Below are 22,700 nucleotides of genomic sequence, written 5' to 3' on the forward strand. Positions count from 1 at the left end.
TTCGGTGGCCGTGCAATCCGGCACAGGCGCCGCGGTGCCGGCGCAACAACAGGGCGAGAGGGTCAGTCCGGGCAGCGGCCGCCGGTGGCGGCCTGCAGCGTCGCGCCCTTGAGCAAGGCCAGCGGGCCGTCGGCCTGCACCAGCTCCAGCCGGCCGTCGCGCAGGCGCAGCTGCATCTGCGTGCGCGCGCCGGGCAGGGAATGCAGCGTGTCGCCCTGGATCGTGCCCTCGTACGCGCGCACGCGCTCGCCGCGCGTCATCGTCGCGCGGAAGGTCTGGTAGTGCTGTTCGACGGCGAACCGCGTGCCGCGCAGCACGCCGCTGCCGCACCACAGGCCGTGCACCTGCGCCGGCACGGTCCACAGGTGGACGCGGCTCGACTTCTGCAGGCCGACCTGCTTGTCCGGCACCTCGACCACGGTGGTGCGGTCGGGCTTCCAGTCGCCCAGGTCCCAGTCGTGCGAGACGATGCGCGTGCCGGGCCGCAGCGCCAGCAGCCGCGGGCGCAGCGCCAGGTTCACGTCCGGCAGCAGGTACATCGTGACGACGGTGGCGCCCGACAGGTCGGTCTCGAAGATGTCCTGCTGGCGGAACGCCACGCGGTCGGCCACGCCGGCGTCGCGGGCGTTGCGTTCGCTCTGGCGCACCAGGTCGGGCACGATCTCCACGCCCAGGCCGCTGGCGCCGAAGCGCTGCGCGGCCAGGATCACGATGCGGCCGTCGCCCGAGCCGAGGTCGATCAGGTGATCGTCCTTGCCGACGTGGGCGATGCGCAGCATCTCCAGCGTGACGTTGTCGGGCGAGGTGATGAAGGGCACCTCCTCCAGCGCCCGGGCCGCGACGGCGGCGGCGCACAGCGCGGCGGCGGCCAGCAGGCGCTTCATGCGGTGATGCCCTTGTAGAGCATGTAGGCGGCCAGCAGGTACAGCACGCTGGCGAACACCTTCTTCAGCGACCCGACCGGCAGCGCGTGCGCGGCCCGCGCGCCCAGCGGCGCGGTCAGCACGCTGGCGCAGGCGATCACGGCCAGCGCCGGCAGCCAGACGTAGCCGAGCGAGGCGGCTGGCCGGTCCGCCAGGCCCTGGCCGGCCAGCACGTAGCCGACGACGTTGGCCAGCGCGATCGGAAAGCCCAGCGCCGCGCTGGTGGCCACGGCGTTGTGGATCGGCACGTTGCACCAGGTCATGAACGGCACGCTGATGAAGCCGCCGCCGGCGCCCACCAGCCCCGAGAGGAAGCCGATGCCACCGCCGGCCGCGACGCGCCCGGCCGTGCCCGGCATCTGGCGCGTGGGCTTGGGCTTCTTGTCCAGAAACATCTGCGTGGCCGAGAAGCCGACGAACAGGCCGAAGAAGATCGCCAGGTACGCGCCCTTGAGCAGCGCGAACACGCCCAGGCTGGCGCACAGGCTGCCCAGCACGATGCCGGGGGCCAGCGTCCGCACCAGGTCCCAGCGCACCGCGCCGCGCCGGTGGTGCGCGCGCACGCTGGAGACGGAGGTGAACATGATGGTCGCCATGGAGGTGGCGATCGCCATCTTCACGGCCAGGTCCGCGTCCACGCCCTGCCGCGACAAGAAGAAGGTCAGGAACGGCACCATCAGCATGCCGCCGCCGATGCCCAGCAGCCCGGCCAGGAAGCCGGAGCCCAGCCCCAGCAGGGCCAGCTCGATCAGCAGCAGCAGCGACATCGGGGGAGAAGGGGAGGGACGGAAGCGAGAAAGGTGTCTGCAGGTGCCACCGGGCCGCAGCCTGAACCGGGGGTCCAGGTGGGCTAGGTCAGCCTGGAGTTGGGATCATCTGACGCGAGACGTTCACGCTCCCCAGGAAATGTTCCAGGCCCAGGCTCGTATGAGCATTGGTTCAAGGACATATAAAGCCCGGCGAACACCGCAGACGGGGCCATTCTAGGACGAATGCTGTGGCCCGGAAGCGCGATAAACGCACGCATCGTGGTGTTGCTGCGCCGGCACTTGCGCTGCGCGGCGCGGGCCGCTAGAGCAGTTGGCCGTCGCCGCCGAGCGCGTCGTCGAGGCGGGCCAGGATGGCGGCGAGCTGGTCGCTCGGCGGCTGGGCCGGGGCGGGCGCCTCGGCCTGGTCGAACGCGATGTTCAGCGCGGCCAGCACGGCGATGCGGTCGCGTGCCCGGATCTTGCCGGCATCGCGGATCGCGCACATGGCGCTGTCGACGCGCTGCACCGCCTGCAGCATGCGCTCCTCGCCGCCGGGCGGGCAGCTGAGCCGGTAGCTGTGGCCGAGGATCTTGACTTCGAGCTGGCTCACGGCGGGTCCTTCCGGTAGGCGGGGGCCGGGGCCACGCTGATGGAGTCGGGCAGGCGTTCGAGCAGCGCGTCGATGCGCGCGCGCGCCGCCGCGAGCCGCGAACGCAGCGAATCGCGCTCGCCCTCGAGCTGCTCCACCTGCTCGGCCAGCAGTGCGTTGGTGCGCTGCAGTTCGCGGTGGCGCAGCAGCAGGCGTTCGGTGCGCTCGGCGATCTGCTGGATCTGGGTGGCTTGGTCCATGGCGGGGCGCATTGTAGGTTCGCGCACATAGAATCCGCGCCGTTGGTGCTCGCGGCGCGGTTCACGCGCCGCAGTTCAACGGGAAGCAGGGGGGCGCGCCGCCGCGCGCGGGCCTAACCTGCGCTGCCCCCGCAACGGTAAGCGGCCGAAGTCCAGGGACTTCCACTTCATCCTCGTGCCACTGCGCGTACCGCGCGCGGGAAGGCGGTGGAGCGTGCGCCGCCAGCCCGGATACCGGCCAACGAGGTGGCTGCCGCACGTCCGTGCGCGGCCGTGACGCCCATACGCCGGCGGGGAAGCTGGCGGGGGCACCTGGTTTGTGTTCCTCCTCACATGAAGCACCGCATGCACCGCGCGCGCCTGAGCGCCCTCACGCTGGCACTGACCGCGGCCTGGCCCGCCCTGGCCCAACCGTCCCCGGCCACGCTGGACGAGATCGTCGTCACCGCCACCCGCGGCGCCACGCGCGCCGACGCGCTGGTCAGCGACGTGGTCGTGATCGACGGCGCGCAGATCGAGCATTCGACCGCGCGCACGCTGCCCGAGCTGCTGGCGCGCGAGGCCGGCCTGCAGATGGCCGCCAACGGCGGCGCCGGCAAGACCTCCAGCGTGTTCATCCGCGGTACCGAAGCGCGCCACACCATCCTGTTGATCGACGGCGTGCGCTACGGCTCGGCCACCGCCGGCACGCCGGTCTGGGACGCGGTGCCGCTGGATGCGATCGAGCGCATCGAGGTGCTCAAGGGCCCGGCCTCCTCGCTGTACGGCAGCGAGGGCGTGGGCGGCGTGGTGCAGATCTTCACGAAGAAGGGCCGCGCCGGCTTCCATCCCTACGCCTCGGCCACGCTGGGCAGCGAGAAGCACCGCGAGCTGTCGGCCGGCGTGGGCGGCGGCCAGGGCGCGCTGACCTACGCGCTGGGCCTGCGCCAGCAGCGCGAGGACAGCTTCTCGGCGACCAACGAGCGCGTCGCCTTCGGCAACTACAACCCGGACCGCGACCCGTACCGCCAGGACTCGGTCAACGGCTCGCTGGGCCTGCAGCTCGACGGCGGCTGGCGTGCCGACGCGAACTTCCTGTATTCCGACGGCCTGACCCACCTGGACGACGGCCCGGGCCGCGATGCGCGCACCACGGTGCGCAGCGTGGTGCTGGGCGCCGGCCTCACCGGCCGCGTGCTGCCGGCCTGGCAGACCGAGCTGCGCTTCGGCCACAGCGCCGACACCTCCAATGCGGTCGAGGCGTCCTGGCTGCCGTCCGACTTCAAGACCACGCAGAACCAGTGGACCTGGCAGAACAACGTGGACACGCCGGTCGGCGTGGTGCTGGCCGGCGTGGAGCGGCGCGAGCAGAAGGTCGCCGGCTCGACCGACTACACCGTGAAGGACCGCAGCATCACCGGCCTCTTCGCCGGCCTGAACGGCTCGGCCGGCGCGCACAGCTGGCAGGTCAACGGCCGGCACGACGACAACTCGCAGTTCGGCAGCGCCAACACCTGGTTCGCTGGCTACGGCTACCAGATCACGCCGGCCTGGCGCGTGCATGCCTCGCGCGGCACCAGCTTCGTGGCGCCGTCGTTCAACCAGCTGTACTACCCCGGCTTCGGCAACCCGCTGCTGGAACCCGAGCGCGGCCGCAACACCGACCTGGGCGTGACCTGGAGTGCCGGCGGCCACGAGGTCAAGCTGGTGCGCTTCGACAACAAGATCCGCGGCTACATCACCAGCGGCACCAACCCGACCAACGTGCCGCGCTCGCGCATCGAGGGCTGGACGCTGGGCTACGCCGGCAGCGCCGGCCCGCTGACGTTGCGCGCCAGCCTGGACCTGCTGGACCCGCGCAACGAGGTCTCGGACCGCGTGCTGCAGCGCCGCGCCAAGCGCCAGGCCACGCTGGGCGCGGACTACGCGGCCGGCGCCTGGACCTTCGGCGGCACGCTGCTGGCGGCCAGCCACCGCTTCGACGATGCGGCCAACACGCAGCGCCTGGGCGGCTACGCCACGCTGGACCTGTATGCCGACTACGCCTTCGCCAAGGACTGGTCGGTGCGCGGCAAGGTCAACAACCTGTTCGACCGCGACTACGAGACCGCCCGGGGCTACAACCAGCCCGGCCGCGGCGTGTTCGTGACGCTGCGCTGGCAGCCGCGCTGAATGGAGAATGCCGCGCCATGGCCGAGCTGATCCTGGGCGGGCAGAAGAGCGGCAAGTCGCGCCGCGCCGAGCTGCTGGCGCGCGACTGGCTGGCCGGCGGCGCGGGCCGCCGCGCGGTGCTGGTCGCCACCGCCCAGCCGCACGACGCGGAGATGCGCGCGCGCATCGCGCGCCACCAGGCCGAGCGCGCCGCCCGCGTGCCGGGCCTGCGGACGGTGGAGGAGCCGCTGCGCCTGGCCGAGGCCATCGAGGCCCATGGCGATGCGCACACGCTGGTGGTGGTGGACTGCCTGACGCTGTGGCTGACCGGGCTGCTGATGCCCGCGCAGGGCCCGGCCGCCACGCCGGCGCAGGCCGAGGCCGCGCTGCAGGCGCTGGAGCAGGCCGTGCGCGCGGCCTCCGGCCCGCTGGTGCTGGTCGGCAACGAGGTCGGCCTGGGCGTGATCCCGCTCGGGCGCGAGGTGCGCGCCTTCGTCGATGCGCTCGGCGGCCTGAACCAGCGCCTGGCCGCCTGCTGCGCCCGCGTGACGCTGATGGCCGCCGGCCTGCCGCTGGCGCTGAAGGGCGCCGCCGCATGAGGTGGCTGCGCCGGCTGCTCGCGCTGGCCTGCTGCTGCAGCGCGCTGGCGCAGGCCGCGCCCTACGAGATCGCCGACGAGACCGGCGCGCGACTGCGCTTCGAGCAGCCGCCCGCGCGCGTGGTCTCGCTGCTGCCCTCGCTGACCGAGACCGTCTGCGCGCTCGGCGCTTGCGCGCGCCTGGTCGGCGTGGACCGCTTTTCCAACTGGCCGCCCGAGGTGCGCCGCCTGCCCCAGCTGGGCGGCGGCATCGACCCGAACGTCGAGGCCATCGTGCGCGCGCGGCCCGACGTGGTGCTGGCCTCGCACACCGGCCAGATCGGCCAGCGGCTGCGCGCGCTGGGCCTGAAGGTGGTGGTGCTGGAGCCCAAGAACCATGCCGACGTGCGCCGCGTGCTCGGCACGGTCGGTGAACTGCTGGGCCTGCCGGCGCACGAGGCCGCGCGGGTCTGGCAGCGCATCGCGCAGGGGCTGGAGGAGGCCGCCGCCGCGCTGCCCGAGCGGGCGCGGCGCGCGCGCGTGTACATCGAGGTCAGCCGCGGGCCGTACGCCGCCAGCGCCTCCTCGTTCATCGGCGAGACGCTGGCGCGGCTGGGCGCGGCCAACGTGGTGCCGGCCAGCCTGGGGCCGTTTCCCAAGCTGAACCCGGAGTACGTGGTGCGCGCCGATCCGGACGTCATCATGCTGGCCAACCGGACCATGCAGGCCGAGCTCGACTACCCGGGATGGCAGGCCATGCGCGCGGTGCGCGAGCGGCGCGTGTGCCTGTTCTCGGTGGACGACGCCGAGATCGTGGTGCGGCCCGGCCCGCGCATGGACCAGGCCGCGCGCGTGATGGCCGACTGCCTGAAGGCCCGGGCGCCGTGATGCACCGGCGTGCCGCCTGGCTGGGCCTGGCGCTGGCGCTGCTGTCGGCCGCGCTGGTGCTGCTGGGCGCCAGCGTGGGCAGCACCGGCTTCGAATGGCCGTGGCGGCTGCAGGGCGACCCCATGCTCTGGCAGATCGTGCGCGACATCCGTCTGCCGCGCACGCTCGGCACCTGGCTGGCCGGCGCGCTGCTGGGGCTGGCCGGTGCCGTCGCCCAGGGGCTGTTCCGCAACCCGCTGGCCGACCCCTACCTGCTGGGCAGCGGCTCGGGCGCGCTGCTGGGCGTGGCGGCCAGCATGGCGGCGCTGGGCGGCTCGCCGTTCGCGATGTCGTGGCTGGCGCGCACCGGGCTGGCCGGCGCGGCCTTCGCCGGCGCCGTCGGCGGCGTGCTGCTGACGCTGGTGCTGGCCCAGGGCGTGCAGCACACGCTGCGGCTGCTGCTGGCCGGCGTGGTCGTGGGCGTGGTGCTGAGCGCGTTCACCTCGCTGCTGATGCTGCTGTCGCCGGAGATCATGCAGGCGCTGCAGGCCTTCATGCTGGGCAGCACGGGCACGGTGGGCTGGTCGGGCTGCGTGCTGATGGCGCTGCCGCTGGCGGTCTGCGCGGCGGTGGCGTTCGGCCTGTCGCCGGCGCTGGATGCGCTGGCGCTGGGCGAGGCGACCGCGGCCAGCCTGGGCATCCCGCTGGCGGCCATGCGCACCGCGCTGGTCGCCGCGCTCGGCCTGGCCACCGGCGCGGCCGTGGCGCAGACCGGCCTGGTGGCCTTCGTGGGCCTGGCGGCGCCGCACCTGGCGCGCTCGCTGGTCAAGGTCACGCACGGGCGGCTGGTGCTGCTGGCGGCCGGCCTGGGCGGCGCGCTGCTGCTGGGCGCCGACATTCTGGCGCGCTGGCTGATCGCGCCGCAGGAGCTGCCGGTCGGCGTGCTGACGGCGGTGCTGGGCGGCACCTACCTGCTGTGGCTGATGCGCCAGCGGACCCGGGCCGGAGGCGCCGCATGAGGCCGGGCGCCCCGGCAGGCGGCGCGGGCGCGGGCGCGGTGCTCGAGGCGCGCGGGCTGCACGCCGCGCAAGGCGGCGCCGAGGTGCTGCATGGCGTGGACCTGCGGCTCGCCGCCGGCAGCTGGACCGCCGTCGTCGGCCCCAACGGCGCCGGCAAGTCCACGCTGCTCAAGGCCCTGGCCGGCCTGTTGCCGCCCAGCCGCGGCGAACTGCTGCTGCAGGGCCGGCCGCTGGCGCACGTCGGCGCCCGCGCGCGCGCGCGTGCCATCGCCTGGCTGGGCCAGAACGAGGCCACGGCCGACGACCTGTCGGTCCACGACGTCGCCATGCTCGGCCGGCTGCCGCACCGCGCCTGGCTGGCGCCGCCCGCCGCCGCCGACCAGGCCGCCGTGGAGCGGGCGCTGCGCGCCACCCATGCCTGGGCCTGGCGCGACCGGCCGCTCGGCAGCCTGTCCGGCGGCGAGCGCCAGCGCGTGCTGCTGGCGCGCGCGCTGGCGGTGCAGGCGCCCATCGTGCTGATGGACGAGCCGCTGGCCAACCTGGACCCGCCGCACCAGGCCGACTGGCTGGCCATGGCCCGCGCGCTGGCCGCCGAGGGCCGCACGGTGGTCAGCGTGCTGCACGAGCTGCCGGCCGCGCTGCGCGCCGATGCGCTGGTCATCGTCGCGCGCGGCCGCATCGTGCACCACGGCGCCAGCGGCGACGCCGCCACGCACCACGCGCTGGAAGCCGTGTTCGACCGGCGCATCGCCGTGCACGCCGTCGCCGGCCAGTGGATCGCCGTGGCCCGGTGAGATGGACCACCCCCAGTCTGCGCGCTGCGCGCTCCGCCAACCCCCTCAAAGGGGGCGACGCCTGCGGCCGGGCAAAGCCCGTCCGCGGCGTCCGCTGGCATGGCCTGCTCCGCGGCCGTTCGAGCCGCTGCTTGCGGCCTGGTTGCATGCGCTGCGGGTGGCGCGCCAGCGCCGTGGAGAGCTGAGACGATTTTTCTTCGGAAGGAACCACATGCAGATCGAAACCCCGCCCACCGCGAAGCCCTACGACAAGCCCGCCGGCGAGCGCCGCGGCCTGGTCATCGTCCACACCGGCGACGGCAAGGGCAAGAGCACGGCCGCGTTCGGCCTGGCGCTGCGCGCGCACGGCCGCGGCAAGCCGGTCAAGGTCTACCAGTTCATGAAGGTGCCGACCGCGCGCTTCGGCGAGCACCGCATGTTCGAGCAGATCGGCATCCCGATCGAGGGGCTGGGCGACGGCTTCTCGTGGAAGAGCCAGGACCTGGAGCGTTCCGCCCAGCTCGCGCGCGACGGCTGGGCCCGCGCGCGCGAAGCCATCCTGTCCGGCGCCTGGTTCATGGTCGTGCTCGACGAGATCACCTACCCGCTGGTCTACGGCTGGCTGCCGCTGGACGAGGTGCTGGACACGCTGCGCCAGCGCCCGCGCGAGGTGCACGTGGTGCTGACCGGCCGGCGCTGCCCGGCCGAGATCGTCGAACTGGCCGACACCGTGACCGAGATGCGGCTCGTCAAGCACGCGTTCCAGGCCGGCGTGCCGGCCCAGCGCGGCATCGAGGATTGAAATGAAACCACCCCGTTTGGACTTCTCACTGCGTGTAGAAGTCCCATCCCCCTCAAGGGGCGCACCCGGCGGCCTGGCAGAGCCAGTTCCGCGGGTGCACTTGCATGGCCTGCTCCGCGGCCTTGTGAACCTTTGCCTGCAAGCCGGTTTCATGCCTTGCGGGTGGCGCGCCGGCGCCATGGAAAACTGAAATGAGCGCGCCCCCGTTTCCGCACTGGGCGCCGCGCCAACCCCCTCGCGGGGGCGGAGGGCCGCGGCTCCACGCCTGCCCGCGCCGGCCTGGACGGCCCGACGAGGCGGCTCCTCGGGAACTGCTGCGGCCTGCAGGGCACGCCTGCGGTCCGGCGAGGCCGGCCCGCGGCGTCCGCTGGCATGGCCTGCTCCGCGGACGTTCGGGCCGCTGCTGGCGGCCCGGTCCCATGCGCCGTGGGTCGCGCGCCAGCGCCGTGGAGAACCGGGTTCCGGGTTGACGGCCGCCGCTGCCCTGTGGGTCGCGCTGCTGGTGGACCGCCTGTGGGGCGAGCCGCCGGCGGCGCTGCACCCGGTCGTCGCCATGGGCCGCTGGCTCGGCTGGGCCGGCCGGCGCCTGCCGCAGGCGCCGGCCGCGGCCTTCGCGGCCGGCGCGCTGGCCTGGTGCGCCGGCGCGCTGGCGGCCGGCCTGCTGGCCGCCGCGCTGCAGTGGGCGCTGCTGCGCTGGCTGCCGGCCTGGGCCGCCGCGGCGGCGCTGGGCCTGGCGCTCAAGCCGCTGCTGGCCTGGCGCATGCTGCGCGGCGAGGTGCTGGCCGTCGAGCAGGCGCTGGCCCGCTCGCTGGACGACGGCCGCGCGCAACTGGCCCGGCTGGTCAGCCGCGACGTGGCCACGCTGGACGAGAGCCTGGTGCGCGAGAGCGCCATCGAATCGCTGGCCGAGAACCTGAACGACTCCGTGGTCGCGCCGCTGCTGTGGTTCGTGCTGCTGGGCCTGCCCGGCGCGGCCGTGTACCGCTTCGCCAACACGGCCGACGCGATGTGGGGCTACCGCGGCCTGCGCGGCGGGCGCGACTGGGAATGGGCCGGCAAATGGGCCGCCCGCGCCGACGACGTGCTCGGCTGGCTGCCGGCGCGCATCACGGCGCTGCTGCTGTGCCCGCCGCGCGCCTGGGCGCGGCTGCCCGGCGAGGCCGGCCGCACGCCGTCGCCCAACGGCGGCTGGCCGATGGCGGCCATGGCGCTGCGCCTGGGCGTGCGGCTGCGCAAGCCGGGCGTCTACGCGCTGCACGCGCAGGGGCGGGCGCCGCAGCCGGCCGACACGGCGCGGGCGGCCCGGCTGGCCGGCTGGGCAGTGGCCGCCGCCGGCGCGCTGGGCGGCGTGGCGCTGCTGCCGGCGGGGGGCGGCTGAGCAGCAGGGGCGGCCGCGCACCGCGACACCGTAGTACATTGCGACGCCCCCAACCACCCAACGACGCTGGCCCGAGGCCGTGGGCACCTCGGGTCCGGGAGATCCGGCCGTGGCCCGACAGGATGAGGTACTGGCGCAGTGGCTTCAGCAGCTGGGCCTGGGCATGTACCTGCAGGCCTTTGCCAGCAACGACATCTCCTGGGACGTGCTGCGCAGCCTGTCCGATGCCGACCTGCGGGAGCTGGGCCTGTCGCTGGGGCACCGCCGCATCCTGCTGGCCGCGCTGAACGGCATGCACACGCTGGCGGGCGGGGCGGCCGGCCCGGTGCGCGCCGAGCGCCGCCACGTCACCGTGATGTTCGTGGACCTGGTCGGCTCCACGGCGCTGTCGTCGCAGCTGGACCTGGACGACCTGTACGAGGCGCTGCACGACTACTACGCGGTCTGCAGCCGCACCATCGAGGCCGCGGGCGGCTTCGTCGCGCGCATCGTCGGCGACGGCGTGCTCGCCTATTTCGGCTACCCCGTCGCGCGCGAGGACGCGGCCGAATGCGGCATCCGCGCCGCGCTGGCCATCCGCCAGGCGCTGGCCAGGCCGCCGGCGCCGGGCCGCGCGCACGCCAAGGTCCGGATCGGCCTGGCCAGCGGCGTGTCGGCCATCGGCGACATCGTCGGCGGCAGCTTCGCCGAGCGCCATTCGGCCACCGGCCTCACGCCCAACGTCGCCGCGCGCATCCACGCGCTGGCCGAGCCCGGCAGCATCCTGGTGGCGGACGACACCAGGCGCCTGGCCGGGGGCGTGTTCGGCTACGAGGACCTGGGCCTGCACCAGCTGCGCGGCGTGGCCCGGCAGATCCACGTGTGGAAGGTGCTGGGCGAGGGCCCCGCCCGGGAGCGCTTCTCGGCCCGGCGCGGGGTGATCCACGAATGCCTCGGCCGCGCCGCCGAGCTCGACGCCATCGCCCGCGCCGCCGCGCGCGTGCGTGCCGGGCAGTGCCACGTCGTGACGGTGGTGGGCGAGGCCGGCATCGGCAAGTCGCGGCTGCTGCATGCCGCCGCCGTGCAGACGCCGGGCCACCACGTGCTGCTGCAGTGCGCGCCGACGCAGGCGAGCGCGCCGCTGTATCCGATCATCGACTGGATCCGCCGCGCCGCCGGCGTCAGCGACGGCCATGCCGAGGGCAGCCTGGCGGCGCTGGCGCGCTGGCTCGGCGACGAGGCCACGGACCTGGAGGTGGGGCTGGTGGCCGAGCTGGTCGGCACGCCGGCCCATGGCCGCTACGCGCTGCCGGCCGAGCTGCCGCAGGACCGCCGGGGCGCGCTGACGCGCGAGCTGCTGCTGCGCCATGTCGAGCGGCGCAGCGCCACCGGCCCGGTGCTGCTGCTGCTGGAGGACGCGCACTGGCTGGACGGCGTCACCGAGGACTTCGTGCGCGCGCTGCTGCGGCGCATGGCCGATCGGCCGCTGCTGCTCATCGTCAGCGCGCGGCCGCACCGGCCGCAGGACTGGCCCGAGGGCGTGTCGCAGACCGGCATCCGGCTCGAGCCGCTGCAGCCGGAGCACGCGATCGGCCTGGTCCGGCAGGTGTGCCGCGGCCGGCGCCTGCCGCCCGAGGTGCTGCGGCTGATCGTCGAGAAGACCGACGGCGTGCCGCTGTTCGTGGAGGAGCTGACCGCCACGATCCTCGAATCCGGCGCGCTGCGCGAGGCCGAGGGCGAGCTGGTGCTGGACGGCGCGCTGCCGGCCCTGGCGATCCCGGCGACGCTGCACGACAGCCTGGCCGCGCGGCTGGACCGGCTGGGCGAGGAGGCCAAGGCCGTCGCGCGCATCGCCAGCGCGATCGGCCGCAGCTTCGGCCTGCCGCTGCTGGTGCACGTCTGCGGCCTGCCGGAGGATGAAGTGCGCCGCGCGCTGGGCCGCCTGGTCGATGCGCAGCTGCTGTTCGAGCAGGGCGCCCCGCCGCACGCCAGCTACGTGTTCAAGCACGCGCTGGTGCAGCAGGCAGCCTACGACAGCCAGCTGCGGCACGACCGCCAGGCGCTGCACGCGCGCATCGTGCAGGCCATCGAAACCTGGCACCCGGAGACCGCCGGCCGCGAGCCGGGCCTGATGGCGCACCACTGCCAGGAGGCGCAGCTGACCGACAAGCAGGTGGACTACCTCCATGCGGCCGGCTGCGCCTCCACCCGCATGGTGGCGATCCGCGAGGCGCTGGCGTACTTCGGCAAGGCCGAGCAGCTGCTGGCCGCGCTGCCGCCGTCGCCGCGCAACGCCAGCCGGCGCATCGACGCGATCCTCGGCCTGATGGACGTGGGCCGCTTCGCGTTCCTGCCGCAGCGGCTGGTGGAGCTCGGCCAGCTGGCGCGCTCCCTGTCGCAGAGCGAGGGCGTGCACTGCGACGCCGAGCGGCTGTCCACCATCCTGTTCCAGGAGGGGCGCGCGCTGCTCTATTCGAGCCAGTACGCGCAGGCCGGCACGGTGTTCGCCGAGATCCGCCGGCTCGGCCGCGCCGCCGGTTCGCCGCGGATCGAGCGCAAGCCCGGTTCGGCACTGGCCATGGCGCTGTGCTGCCAGGGCCTGTTCGGCGCGTCGCTGGACTTCCTGCATGCGGACAACGTCGGCGCGTACAAGAGCGCCGGCAGCCTGATCGACTACATCGCCGGGCTGGGCTGGATCGGCTATGCCGCCTGCGAGACCGGGCAGGGCGAAGCGGCGCTGCGTTTCGGCGACCGCTCGGTGCAGGAAGCCCTGCAGCTGCAGTCGCCGATCTACGAGGGCGGCGCCAGGGTCTGGCGCAGCCACGCGCTGATGGCCCTGCGCCGGCTGGACGAGGCCGTGGCCGATGCGCGGCGCTGCGTGGACATCAGCCGCGACCATGCCGTGCCCTACCTCGGCTGGCACGCGCTGGTGTTCCTGGCGCTGTGCCTGTGCCGCGCCGGGCGGCTGGACGAGGCCGAGCATGCGCTGCAGCAGGCCGGCGAACTGCTGCAGCGCGTCGCGCAAGGCCATTGGTCGCTGCTCGACTACGTGCCGGCCATCGAGGCGGAGATCCTGTGCTGCAGGCGCCGCTACGCCGAGGCCGGCGCCGCGGCCGAGCGGGCCATTGCGCTGGCCGGGTCGGTCGGCGGCCATTTCGCCGAGGCCATGGCCTGGCGCGTCAAGGCGGTCGCCAGCGTGGCGCAGGGGCAGGACCCGGCGCAGGGCCAGGCCTTCTTCGACCGTGCCGCGCAGCTGCATGCGCGCGGCGATGCGCAGGCCGAGCTGGCGTTCTCGACGTTGGTCTGGGCGCATGCGCTGCAGCAGGCCGGCCACGGCCGTGCCGCGCAGCGGCAGGCGGCGGACGCGCTGCAGCGTGCGCGGCGCCACGGCTTCGTGCTGGAGCGCTGCGAGTACGGCGCGGCCGCCGTGCTGGCCCCGGGCCGGTCAGGCGCGTCGGGGCTCGCCTGAGAAGGTGTGAACGAACCGCTCACACCCACGCGCGGCCCGATGGCCACCTGTTCTCGCATCACGTGTGTTCCCAGGGCCTCGCCCTGTGGGCCGGGATGCGCCAGGCCGCATGCGGGCGTTGCAGTCCTTGCCCTGGCACCCGCCAGGGCGGCGGCCTGCGCCTACGCCTGCGGCCCGCCGCCCCCCGTCGTGGGTGCGATCGATTCATTCACACCTTCCGAGCCCGGACGCGCCGCCGCCTTCCTGCGGGCCGTCGCCGGGCGTGCCTCGGCCTGCGCCGGCGGCGTCGCGGCGGACCAGGCGTCGCGGACTGTGTCGAACGGCGCGCCGTAGGCCGAGGCCGGCAGGCCCTCGCCGTCGGGGTCGCCGCCCTCGACGAAGAACAGCAGGTCGCGCGGGCGCAGGGCATGGAAGTACAGCGGCGGCTCGCCGGGCGCGATGCACTGCGCGATGGCCTGCCCCGCCTGCACGGCCGTCGCCGGGCCGAGCAGCACGTCCTCCGCGTAGCCGATCCGGATCCAGCGCAGCCCTTCGCCGAGGTAGAAGTGCACGATGGCCGGCGCCGGCCGCAGGCCGGCCAGGCCCGCGGCGATCCGCTGGGCCAGCGGGGGCTCCGGCGCCGGGTCCGGCCGTTTGGCGGTCAGCGGTGGATCGGTCGGCGGCTGCGTCCGCCGGAGCCGGAAGACCGGCCGGTTCCATTCATCAATATGGCTCATGACACCTCCTGGCACGGCCGACACAATACATGCGCGCCGGGGCCGGGCCCGTGCTCCCGGTCGCGTCGTTTCCCCAACTTGCAGGATGCATCCATGGCAGATCGAACCAAGAAGAAGCGCGCCATTGCGCTGGCGGGCGGCGGCCCGGCGGCCGGCCTGCACATCGGCGCGCTGGCCGCGCTGCAGGAGCGCGACGTGGCGTTCGACGTGTTCGCGCTGTCGTGCGTGGGCGCCTGGGTCGGGCTGGTCTACAACACGCGGCCGGGGCCCGACCGTGCGCAGCAGACGTACGAGTACTTCGAGACGCACTGCTTCCGCGACGACGACGGCTACGAGTGGTTCCCGGTCAACCGCGGCTTCGCGCCCGACTGCAAGGGCATGTTCGACGCCTGGTCGCGCTTCGCCGCGACGACGCCGCTCGACGCGGCCAAGCTGGTGCTGCCCGCGCAGATCTGGCGGGGCCTGCTGCACACGCAGGCGCTGGCGCTGGACCCCGGCCGGTGGACGCTGCGCGAGTTCAACTACTGGGTGCTGAACGACGTGCTGGCGGTGAACCCGCTGGCGCGCTTCTGGACCTCGCTGACCTACCAGTCCGACATGAAGGGGCTGTCGCGGATCTACTACGACGACAGCCCCGCGCTGCGCGACATCTTCGAAGGCGCCGGGCCCCGCCTGGACGGCGCGGGCATGCCGGACATCTACCACAATGCCTGGCGGCTGCCGAAGGACGGGAAGCCGGGCGCGATGCAGATCTTCCACAACGCGCCGGCGCGCCTGGAGGGCCGGGCGGACGGGTACATGCCGATCACCGCCAAGTCGCTGTGCGCCTGCTCGGCCCTGCCGTTCATCGAGGAAAGCATCGAGATCGACGGCGACGAGTACACCGAAGGCGCGCTGGTCGACACGGTGAACTTCAAGAACCTGCTGCGCGACCATCCCGACCTGGACGAGGTCTGGGTCAGCCGCATCGTCGACAACCGGCAGGTGCACCCGGCCAAGGGGCTGCTCGGCTCCCTGTCGAACCTGCCGATGCAGTTCGCCGCGGAAGTCGGCGAGAACGACGTCAAGCTGTTCCGCCAGCACCTGCTGAACCAGACGCGCATGCGGCCGCGCGTGGTCGAGATCCCGATCCTGAGCGACACCGACGTGAGCTTCCACTGGAGCCACAAGAACCTGCGGCAAGGCTACGACGAAGGCAAGTCGGCGGTGGAGCAGATGCTGGAGGCGGACCCGGAGCTGGCGCGACCCTACCGCGCGGACTGATGCGCCGACTGATGCGCGGGCGGATGGCCGGCCCCGGGCCGGCGGCACCCGGCGGTGTTCAGCCCTGCCGCTGCTCCGCCAGCTTGACCAGCGTCCACATCGCCCGGTTCACCGGCGTGGCGACGCCCAGCGCCTGGCCGCGGCGCATGACGTAGCCGTTCAGGTGGTCTATCTCGGTCGGCTTGCCGCGCGCGAGGTCCTGCGCGGTCGAGGAAAACTGGCCGGCCATGGTCTCGGCGATGCCGCGCACGGCGGCGTGGACGTCGCCCGGGATGTGCACGCCGTCGGCCGTGGCCACGGCCAGGCATTCGGCCACCAGGTCGCCCATGACCTCGGGCACACCCGGCGCCTGCACCAGCCGGCCGTACGGCATCTGCGCGATGGCCGACAGCGCGTTGTAGGCGCAGTTCAGCACCAGCTTGGCCCACAGCGCGCCGCGCACGTTGTCGGAGATCTCGGTCGGCACGCCGGCCGCGCGCAGGGCCGCGGCAGCGGCCTCGCTGCGCGGCCCGGGCTCGATCACCAGCTCGCCGCGGCCGTGGTGGCGCATGTGGCCGGGGCCGGCCATCTCGGTGGCGACGTAGACCACGGCAGCGGCCACCGGCTGCGGCAGCACGCGGCGCAGGCGGTCGGCGTTGTCGACGCCGTTCTGCAGCGTCAGCAGCAGCGCGTCGGGCGCGAGGTGGGGCCGCAGTGCGCGGCCCGCGGCCTCGGTGTCGGGCGACTTCACGCTGAACAGCACGAGGTCCGCGCCGGCCGCGGCCGCCACCTCCGTGCTGGCGGCGACCGGCACCCGTTCGTCGAACTGCAGCGTCTGCATGCGCAGGCCCTGGGTGTTCCAGACTTCGACGTGCTGCGGGCGGCCGATCAGCGTGACGGCATGGCCGGCGCGCGCCAGCATGCCGCCGTAGTAGCAGCCGACGGCGCCGGCGCCGACGACGGCGATCTTCAAGGGAGGGATGGTCATGGCGGGCATTGTGCTGCCGCCCGGCCCATGGCCTTGCGGGTTTGCGCAAAGCGCCTAGAAGTCTGCGCAAAGCGTGTAGATGGGGCCGCGGTTCGCCCGAATACTCCCGGGTCTTCCTGCATGGGTCTCACATGAATCGTATCTACCGCAAAGTCTGGAGCCGGCGCCTGGGCGCCTTCGTCGCCGTCGCCGAAACCGCCCGCAGCCGTGGCAAGTCCGCTGGCGCGGCCTGCCTGGTGCTGGCCGGCACGACGGCGCTGGCGGCCGGCCCGGCGGCGACGGCGCTGCCCACCGGCGGGCAGGTCACGGCCGGCAGCGCCGCCATCGCGCAGCAGGGCAGCGCGATGACGGTGACCCAGGGCAGCCAGCGCGCGGCGATCAACTGGCAGGGCTTCTCGATCGGCAAGGACGCCAGCGTCCGCTTCCAGCAGCCCAACGCGCAGGCCGTGGTGCTCAACCGCGTGACGGGCGCGCAGGCCTCGGTGATCGACGGCGCGCTGCAGGCCAACGGCCAGGTGTTCGTGCTCAACCCCAACGGCGTGCTGTTCGGCAAGGGCGCGCGGGTGGACACCGCCGGCCTCGTGGCCTCCACGCGCGGCCTGTCCGATGCCGACTTCATGGCCGGCAAGATCACGTTCAGCGGCAGCGGCACGGGCCAAGTCGTCAACCAAGGCACGCTCACCGCGGCCGATGGCGGCTACGTGGCGCTGATCGGCCAGCAGGTGCGCAACGATGGCGTCATCACGGCCAAGCTGGGCCACGTCGCGCTGGCCGCGGGCAACCAGGTCACGCTCAACTTCAACGGCAGCGCGCTCGTCGGCGTGACCATTGAGCAGGGCGCGCTGGACAGCCTGGTGGCCAACGGCGGTGCCATCCTGGCCGATGGCGGTGAGGTGCTGCTGACCGCCAAGGCCGCCGAAGGGCTGCTGGACGGCATGGTCAACCACAGCGGCGAGATCCGCGCCCGCAGCATCGCCGAGCACGAGGGAAAAATCGTGCTGCTGGGCGACATGGAGCGCGGCACGACCACGGTCAGCGGCACGCTGGACGCCAGCGCGCCGGACGGCGCGAATGGTGTGAATGGCGGCTTCATCGAGACCAGCGCCGCGAAGGTGAAGGTCGCCGACGGCGCGCGCATCACCACGGCGGCCGCGCAGGGCCGCACCGGCACCTGGCTGATCGACCCGCAGGACTACACCATTGCCGCCAGCGGCGGCGACATCAGCGGCGCCACCCTGTCGACGCAGTTGAACAGCAACCACGTCGCGATCCAGAGCGTCAACGGCGGCACCAGCGGCAACGGCGACATCTTCGTCAACGACGCGGTGAACTGGTCGGCCAACACGACGCTGTCGCTGGTGGCCGATCGCAACATCTACATCAACAAGCCCATCACGGCCACGGGCGCCAGCGGCAAGCTGGCCCTGGAGTACGGGCAGGCGGCGTCCAACGGCGTGGTCGGCGGGCAGACCTCGGACTACTACGTGTGGGCGCCGGTGTCGCTGCAGGACGGGCCGAACTTCTCCACGATGGCGGGCGGGCTCGGCACCACCAACACCTACACCGTGGTGAACACCCTGGGCACGCTCAGCAGTACCTCGACCACCGACCTGCTGGGCGCGCTGCGGGGCAGCACTGCGGTTCCGTACCTGGCACTGGGCGCGAACATGGACGCCAGCGGCATCAGCTTCCCATCATCCGTGGCTGGCAGCAACACGCCCACGGTGTTCACGGGGCTGGGACACAAGATCAGCAACATCGACATCGTGGGCGGCTCGACCGCGAAAGCCGGCTTCTTCGGTGGCTATCGGGGCAACCTGACGGTGCGCGACCTGAGCCTGGACAGCGTGAATGTCCACGGCACTGGCGTCATGGACTTTGCTGCGGCCCTGGTTGCGGTAGCGACGGGTCCGGTGCGGATTTCAGGCGTCTCCGTCTCCAATCTGAGCGTCTCGGGCTCTCTCGAGTCCGGTGGGCTAGTCGGCTCGGTGGAGTCCAATGGTACTGCCAGCATCGTTCGCACTTCGGTCCAGGGTACGGTGTCCGGATTAAACATAGCAGGCGGCTTGGTCGCCGCCGGGTTCACAACGAACGTGGCCGATTCCTATGCGCGCGTCAACGTGTTGGCGGGGAACCCCGGCCAAACAGTCATTGGCGGATTCGTTGGCAGAGCGAATGCCGACATCACCATTGAGCGCAGCTACCAAGTGGGCAGTGTGACGCCGGGCACAGGAGCCTTTGTCGGCGATACCGACCTACAGTCCTTCGGAACTCTTACTGTCACCGACAGTTTCTGGGACAACTCGGTCACCGGTGCGGCCACTGTGCTGGCGGTCAGCCGTTACGGCATGTGGCCGATCGTGGATACCGGCAGCGGCTCGCGCACCACCACCCAGATGACGAACCCGGCCACGTTCACCGCTGCGGGATGGGACTTCAGCCCCACCGGCCTCTGGGCGCACAAGAGCACACTCAACGATGGCTACCCGGTGCTCAAGGCGCCCTGGACGCCCACCACCACATCACTCACCCTGACCCTGTCCGGCGCACTGGGCATGACCTACGGCGACACGGTGCCCGTGCTCACGGGCCTGAGCCTCACCGGCTGCGGGAACTGCCTGACGGTCAACTGGGGCGCGGCGCTGTCATCGACCACCCCTGCCGGCAGCTACGCCTATGCCAGCACGCCCAACATCTTCTCGCTGAACTGGGCCAGCGGCATCAACCCGTCCGACTACGACGTGACGCTGCCCACCGGCTTCTTCACCGTGGACCCTCGCGCCCTGACGCTGGCCGTGAACAGCGGCGCCACGCGCGCCTACGACGGCAGTGCCCTGGCCGCGGCCAGCCTGTTCAACCTCGCCGGCACCGTCAACGGCGACAGCGTGAGCCTGGGCGGTGCGGCCACGCTGGACTCCCTGCACGCCGGCACGCGCACGGTCGCCGGCATCGGCGGCCTGACGCTCAACAGCAGCAACTACACGCTGGGCAACAGCGTGCCGTCCGGCACGGTGGAGGTCAGCAAGGCGGCGGTGACGGCCAACCTGAGCGTGGCGCCGCGCGCCTACGACGGCACGACCAGCGCCAGCGTCACGGCCAGCCCGGTCGGCGGCGTCGCGGGCGACACGCTCAGCTTCACCGGCGTCACCGGCGTGCTCGACAGCGCCGACGCCGGCAACCGCACCGCCAGCGTGGACGTGGCGGGCCTGGCCGTCACCGGCTCGGGCCTGCCCAGCGACTACGACTTCACGCCCCTCACCGCCCAGCCCGTGGCCGCCACCGTCACGCCCAAGGCGCTGACGATCACCGGCTTCACGGTCGGCGCCAAGGCCTACGACGGCACCACCACCGGCAGCGCCACCGGCGGCGTGCTCAGCGGCCTGGTCGGCAGCGAAACCCTGGCGTTCACCCCCACCGTCACCTTCACCTCCGCCAACGCCGGCGCCACCGCGCAGGTCGGCGCCACGCTGGCCGACGGCAGCAACGGCGGCAAGGCCGGCAACTACAGCGTCACGCTCGCCGCCGACGGCACCGCCATCACCCCGCGCGTGGTGCAGGCCGGCAAGACCTACGACGGCAGCAGCACCTTCGCGGGCACCGACCTGGTGGTGCAGAACCTGGTGGCCGGCGACATCGTCACCGCCACCGGCAGCGGCACCCTGTCCGGTGCCGGCGCGGGCACGCAGACGCTGGCCTCGGCCGGCACGCTGAGCCTGAACAACGGCAACTACACCCTCAACGGGTCGAGCTACCTGGTGCTGCCGCGCCCGGTGAGCCTGGCCACGCTGGCCGGCGCCAGCAAGGTCTACGACGGCGGCACCGACGTGGGCAGCACGCTGCTGCAGATCACCAACATCGCCTTCGGCGACACCCTGTCCCTGTCGGGCAGCGGCAGCCTGGCCGCCTCCGGCGTGGGCAGCCGCGCGCTGGTCGGCGTCACCGGCCTGACGCTGACCGGCGCGCACGCCGGCAACTACACCCTGGTGGGCGCCACGCCTAGCGGCAGCGTGACGGTCACGGCCCGGCCGGTCAGCGTCGTCGCCGTGGCCGGCGCGAGCAAGGTCTACGACGGCAACACCGATGCCGGCAGCACGCTGCTGCAGCTCGGCAACCTCGTCGGCAGCGACAGCGTGAGCCTGTCCGGCCAGGCCAGCCTGGCCGGTGCCAACGTTGGCACGCAGGCCATCACGGGCCTCACGGGCCTGGCGCTGGCGGGCGTGGATGCCGGCAACTACACGCTGATGGGCGCCACCCCCAGCGGCAGCGTGACGGTCACGGCCCGGCCGGTCAGCATTGCCGGCATCGCCGGCGCCAGCAAGGTCTACGACGGCAGCACCGATGCGGGCAGCGCGCTGCTGCAGATCACCAACATCGCCGGCAACGACAGCGTGGGACTGGCCGGCAACGCCAGCCTGGCCGGCGCCAACGCCGGCACGCAGGCCCTCACCGGCCTCACCGGCCTGGCGCTGACGGGCGCGGCCGCCGGCAACTACACGCTGGTGGGCAGCACGCCCGGCGGCAGCGTGACGATCACGGCGCGGCCGGTCAGCATTGCCAGCATCGCCGGCGCCAGCAAGGTCTACGACGGCAGCACCGATGCGGGCAGCACGCTGCTGCAGATCACCAACCTCGTGGCCGGCGAGAGCGTGGGCCTGTCGGGCCAGGCCAGCCTGGCCGGCGCCAACGTCGGCACGCAGGCCATCGCCGGCCTCACCGGCCTGACGCTGGTGGGCGTGGATGCCGGCAACTACACGCTGGTGGGCAGCACGCCCGGCGGCAGCGTGACGATCACGGCGCGGCCGGTCAGCATCGCCAGCATCGCCGGCGCCAGCAAGGTCTACGACGGCAGCACCGACGCCGGCAGCACGCTGCTGCAGATCACCAACCTCGTGCCTGGCGACAGCGTGGCCGTGGGCGGCAGCGCCACGCTGGCCGGCGCCAACGCCGGCACGCAGGCCATCGCCGGCCTCGCCGGCCTGACGCTGGTGGGCGCGAACGCGGGCAACTACACGCTGGTGGGCAGCACACCCACGGGCAGCGTGACCATCACGGCGCGGCCGGTCAGCGTCAGCGCGGCGCCGGGCGCCAGCCGGGCCTACGACGGCACGGCGCTGGCCGGGGCGGAGCTGCTGCAGTTGAGCGGCGTGCTGCCCGGCGAGCAGGCGGGCCTGACCGGCAGCGCGGCGCTGTCGGGCAAGGGCGTGGGCACGCAGGCGCTGTCTGCCGGCACGCTGGCGCTGGGCAACCCGAACTACGTGCTGGCCGGCGGCCCGTCCGGTAGCGTGACGATCACGCCGCGCGTGCTGCTGGTGCACTTCACGGTGGCCGACAAGGTGTTCGACGGCACGCTGGGCGCCAGCGTGCAGGCCACGGACGACCGCGTCGCCGGCGACCGGTTCGGCGTGGACTACACCGCCGCCTTCGCCGACACCACGGCCGGCCGCGGCAAGCCCGTCGCCATCACCGGCCTGGGCCTGAGCGGGCCGGACGCCGGCAACTACCAGCTGGCCGGCGGCGCCGGCCAGGGCGTGACGGGCAACCTGGTGCCCCGTCCGCTGACCTACACCCTGGCCAGCACCGCGCCGGACAAGCTGTACATGGCCGACGGCACGGACCTGGTGACCACCGCGCAGCTGGACCAGCTGGTACTGCAAAGCTGGGCCAACACCGTGGCTGGCACGGCGCCCGGCGCGCTGGCCTACACCATCTGGAAGGACGGCCGGCAGGTGGACGCCATCCGCGACGCGGGGCTGTACGAGATCCGCGCGCAGTTCGCGGCGCAGGACGCGCACTACGCGATCGCCGACGCGGGCAACACGGTGCTGCGCATCGCGGTGCAGGACAACGCCATCCGCGAGGTGGTGGCCCAGGCGGTGCGCACGCAGCCCGCGACGCCGCAGGCGTCGGTGCCGCCGGGCAGCGGTGCGCCGGCATCGAAGGCGCCGACGCTGGTGAACGTGCCGCCGGCCATAGTCTCGGCCTTCAGCCCCGGCGCGCCGCTGGCGCTGGCGCTGGCACCGACCCAGGACGAGCCGACCGCCACCGTGACGCTGGGCCAGGCGCGCGCCATGGCCATCGCCGGCAGCGGCGCGGGCCGGGACGTGCGCGTGCCCGTCAGCCGCAACTCGCTGGCCGAGATCGTCAACGGCGGCGTGCGCCTGCCCACGGGCGTGGACCAGCTGCTGTTCGTCGTCCAGTCCGAGCAGTGACCCGATGTCCCCGTCAAACCCACTCATTCC

The 22,700-nt window shown here is 73.4% G+C and carries 16 protein-coding genes and 1 riboswitch; of the genes, 10 read left to right on the plus strand and 6 right to left on the minus strand.

Features of this window, described 5'->3' with window-relative positions; all coding sequences use genetic code 11:
• Nucleotides 1-62 precede the first annotated feature (62 nt).
• From QM782_RS18685 to QM782_RS18700, 4 genes are all read right to left on the minus strand, one after another.
• Nucleotides 63-884 (minus strand): SAM-dependent methyltransferase, encoded by an 822-nt coding sequence (locus QM782_RS18685; RefSeq protein WP_415204390.1) that lies wholly within the window; start codon nt 882-884, stop codon nt 63-65.
• Nucleotides 881-1,690: a sulfite exporter TauE/SafE family protein gene (locus QM782_RS18690; RefSeq protein WP_415204391.1), complete on the minus strand. Its 810-nt coding sequence runs from the start codon at nt 1,688-1,690 to the stop codon at nt 881-883. The genes QM782_RS18685 and QM782_RS18690 overlap by 4 nt, the downstream gene beginning before the upstream one ends.
• 304 nt (nt 1,691-1,994) lie before the next feature.
• Entirely contained in the window at nt 1,995-2,282 is a 288-nt protein-coding gene (locus QM782_RS18695; RefSeq protein ID WP_415204392.1) for a cell division protein ZapA, read from the minus strand.
• Nucleotides 2,279-2,521: a DUF904 domain-containing protein gene (locus QM782_RS18700; protein ID WP_415204393.1), complete on the minus strand. Its 243-nt coding sequence runs from the start codon at nt 2,519-2,521 to the stop codon at nt 2,279-2,281. Before QM782_RS18700 ends, QM782_RS18695 begins: the two co-directional genes overlap by 4 nt.
• Before the next feature lie 26 nt (nt 2,522-2,547).
• Nucleotides 2,548-2,779: riboswitch (cobalamin riboswitch) on the plus strand.
• Nucleotides 2,780-2,854: 75 nt separating this feature from the next.
• On the opposite strand from QM782_RS18700, the gene QM782_RS18705 reads away from it, so the two are divergent.
• From QM782_RS18705 to QM782_RS18740, 8 genes are all read left to right on the plus strand, one after another.
• Nucleotides 2,855-4,672: a TonB-dependent receptor domain-containing protein gene (locus QM782_RS18705; RefSeq protein WP_415204394.1), complete on the plus strand. Its 1,818-nt coding sequence runs from the start codon at nt 2,855-2,857 to the stop codon at nt 4,670-4,672.
• Between the two features lie 17 nt (nt 4,673-4,689).
• Complete coding sequence (locus QM782_RS18710; protein WP_415204395.1) at nt 4,690-5,250, plus strand: bifunctional adenosylcobinamide kinase/adenosylcobinamide-phosphate guanylyltransferase; 561 nt, start codon at nt 4,690-4,692, stop codon at nt 5,248-5,250.
• Nucleotides 5,247-6,116 (plus strand): ABC transporter substrate-binding protein, encoded by an 870-nt coding sequence (locus QM782_RS18715; RefSeq protein ID WP_415204396.1) that lies wholly within the window; start codon nt 5,247-5,249, stop codon nt 6,114-6,116. Before QM782_RS18710 ends, QM782_RS18715 begins: the two co-directional genes overlap by 4 nt.
• A complete protein-coding gene (locus QM782_RS18720; protein ID WP_415204397.1) occupies nt 6,116-7,114 on the plus strand; it encodes a FecCD family ABC transporter permease in 999 nt (332 codons plus the stop codon). Before QM782_RS18715 ends, QM782_RS18720 begins: the two co-directional genes overlap by 1 nt.
• The gene (locus QM782_RS18725; RefSeq protein ID WP_415204398.1) at nt 7,111-7,908 is read left to right on the plus strand and encodes an ABC transporter ATP-binding protein; all 798 of its coding nucleotides are present in this window, start codon (nt 7,111-7,113) and stop codon (nt 7,906-7,908) included. The genes QM782_RS18720 and QM782_RS18725 overlap by 4 nt, the downstream gene beginning before the upstream one ends.
• Nucleotides 7,909-8,119: 211 nt before the next feature.
• Nucleotides 8,120-8,689: a cob(I)yrinic acid a,c-diamide adenosyltransferase gene (cobO, locus tag QM782_RS18730; protein WP_415204399.1), complete on the plus strand. Its 570-nt coding sequence runs from the start codon at nt 8,120-8,122 to the stop codon at nt 8,687-8,689.
• Between the two features lie 466 nt (nt 8,690-9,155).
• Complete coding sequence (gene cbiB, locus QM782_RS18735; RefSeq protein ID WP_415204400.1) at nt 9,156-10,067, plus strand: adenosylcobinamide-phosphate synthase CbiB; 912 nt, start codon at nt 9,156-9,158, stop codon at nt 10,065-10,067.
• A 109-nt stretch (nt 10,068-10,176) separates the two neighbouring features.
• Complete coding sequence (locus QM782_RS18740; RefSeq protein WP_415204401.1) at nt 10,177-13,515, plus strand: AAA family ATPase; 3,339 nt, start codon at nt 10,177-10,179, stop codon at nt 13,513-13,515.
• Nucleotides 13,516-13,676: 161 nt separating this feature from the next.
• On the opposite strand, the gene QM782_RS18745 is transcribed toward QM782_RS18740, so the two are convergent.
• Nucleotides 13,677-14,231, minus strand: a complete 555-nt coding sequence (locus tag QM782_RS18745) for a hypothetical protein (RefSeq protein ID WP_415204402.1) — start codon at nt 14,229-14,231, stop codon at nt 13,677-13,679.
• Nucleotides 14,232-14,324: 93 nt separating this feature from the next.
• On the opposite strand from QM782_RS18745, the gene QM782_RS18750 reads away from it, so the two are divergent.
• Entirely contained in the window at nt 14,325-15,494 is a 1,170-nt protein-coding gene (locus QM782_RS18750) for a patatin-like phospholipase family protein (RefSeq protein WP_415204403.1), read from the plus strand.
• Nucleotides 15,495-15,552: 58 nt separating this feature from the next.
• Here QM782_RS18750 and QM782_RS18755 read toward each other — a convergent pair whose 3' ends face one another.
• Nucleotides 15,553-16,461: a ketopantoate reductase family protein gene (locus QM782_RS18755; RefSeq protein ID WP_415204404.1), complete on the minus strand. Its 909-nt coding sequence runs from the start codon at nt 16,459-16,461 to the stop codon at nt 15,553-15,555.
• Between the two features lie 131 nt (nt 16,462-16,592).
• Here QM782_RS18755 and QM782_RS18760 point away from each other — a divergent pair, with 131 nt between their 5' ends.
• Nucleotides 16,593-22,670, plus strand: coding sequence for a YDG domain-containing protein (locus QM782_RS18760; protein ID WP_415204405.1), 6,078 nt, complete (start codon nt 16,593-16,595; stop codon nt 22,668-22,670).
• Nucleotides 22,671-22,700: the final 30 nt, after the last annotated feature.

The sequence above is a fragment of the Pseudorhodoferax sp. genome (assembly GCF_047601025.1).
Taxonomy (GTDB): Bacteria; Pseudomonadota; Gammaproteobacteria; order Burkholderiales; family Burkholderiaceae_C; genus Pseudorhodoferax.

Excerpts from the sequence above, each read along its gene's own strand:
- QM782_RS18755 (WP_415204404.1), bottom strand. The coding sequence starts at position 16,461 with ATGACCATCCCTCCCTTGAAGATCGCCGTCGTCGGCGCCGGCGCCGTC.
- QM782_RS18700 (WP_415204393.1), bottom strand. The coding sequence starts at position 2,521 with ATGGACCAAGCCACCCAGATCCAGCAGATCGCCGAGCGCACCGAACGC.
- QM782_RS18715 (WP_415204396.1), top strand. The coding sequence starts at position 5,247 with ATGAGGTGGCTGCGCCGGCTGCTCGCGCTGGCCTGCTGCTGCAGCGCG.
- QM782_RS18690 (WP_415204391.1), bottom strand. The coding sequence starts at position 1,690 with ATGTCGCTGCTGCTGCTGATCGAGCTGGCCCTGCTGGGGCTGGGCTCC.
- cobO (WP_415204399.1), top strand. The coding sequence starts at position 8,120 with ATGCAGATCGAAACCCCGCCCACCGCGAAGCCCTACGACAAGCCCGCC.
- QM782_RS18720 (WP_415204397.1), top strand. The coding sequence starts at position 6,116 with ATGCACCGGCGTGCCGCCTGGCTGGGCCTGGCGCTGGCGCTGCTGTCG.
- QM782_RS18750 (WP_415204403.1), top strand. The coding sequence starts at position 14,325 with ATGGCAGATCGAACCAAGAAGAAGCGCGCCATTGCGCTGGCGGGCGGC.
- QM782_RS18745 (WP_415204402.1), bottom strand. The coding sequence starts at position 14,231 with ATGAGCCATATTGATGAATGGAACCGGCCGGTCTTCCGGCTCCGGCGG.
- QM782_RS18705 (WP_415204394.1), top strand. The coding sequence starts at position 2,855 with ATGAAGCACCGCATGCACCGCGCGCGCCTGAGCGCCCTCACGCTGGCA.
- QM782_RS18685 (WP_415204390.1), bottom strand. The coding sequence starts at position 884 with ATGAAGCGCCTGCTGGCCGCCGCCGCGCTGTGCGCCGCCGCCGTCGCG.
- QM782_RS18760 (WP_415204405.1), top strand. The coding sequence starts at position 16,593 with ATGAATCGTATCTACCGCAAAGTCTGGAGCCGGCGCCTGGGCGCCTTC.
- QM782_RS18710 (WP_415204395.1), top strand. The coding sequence starts at position 4,690 with ATGGCCGAGCTGATCCTGGGCGGGCAGAAGAGCGGCAAGTCGCGCCGC.
- QM782_RS18725 (WP_415204398.1), top strand. The coding sequence starts at position 7,111 with ATGAGGCCGGGCGCCCCGGCAGGCGGCGCGGGCGCGGGCGCGGTGCTC.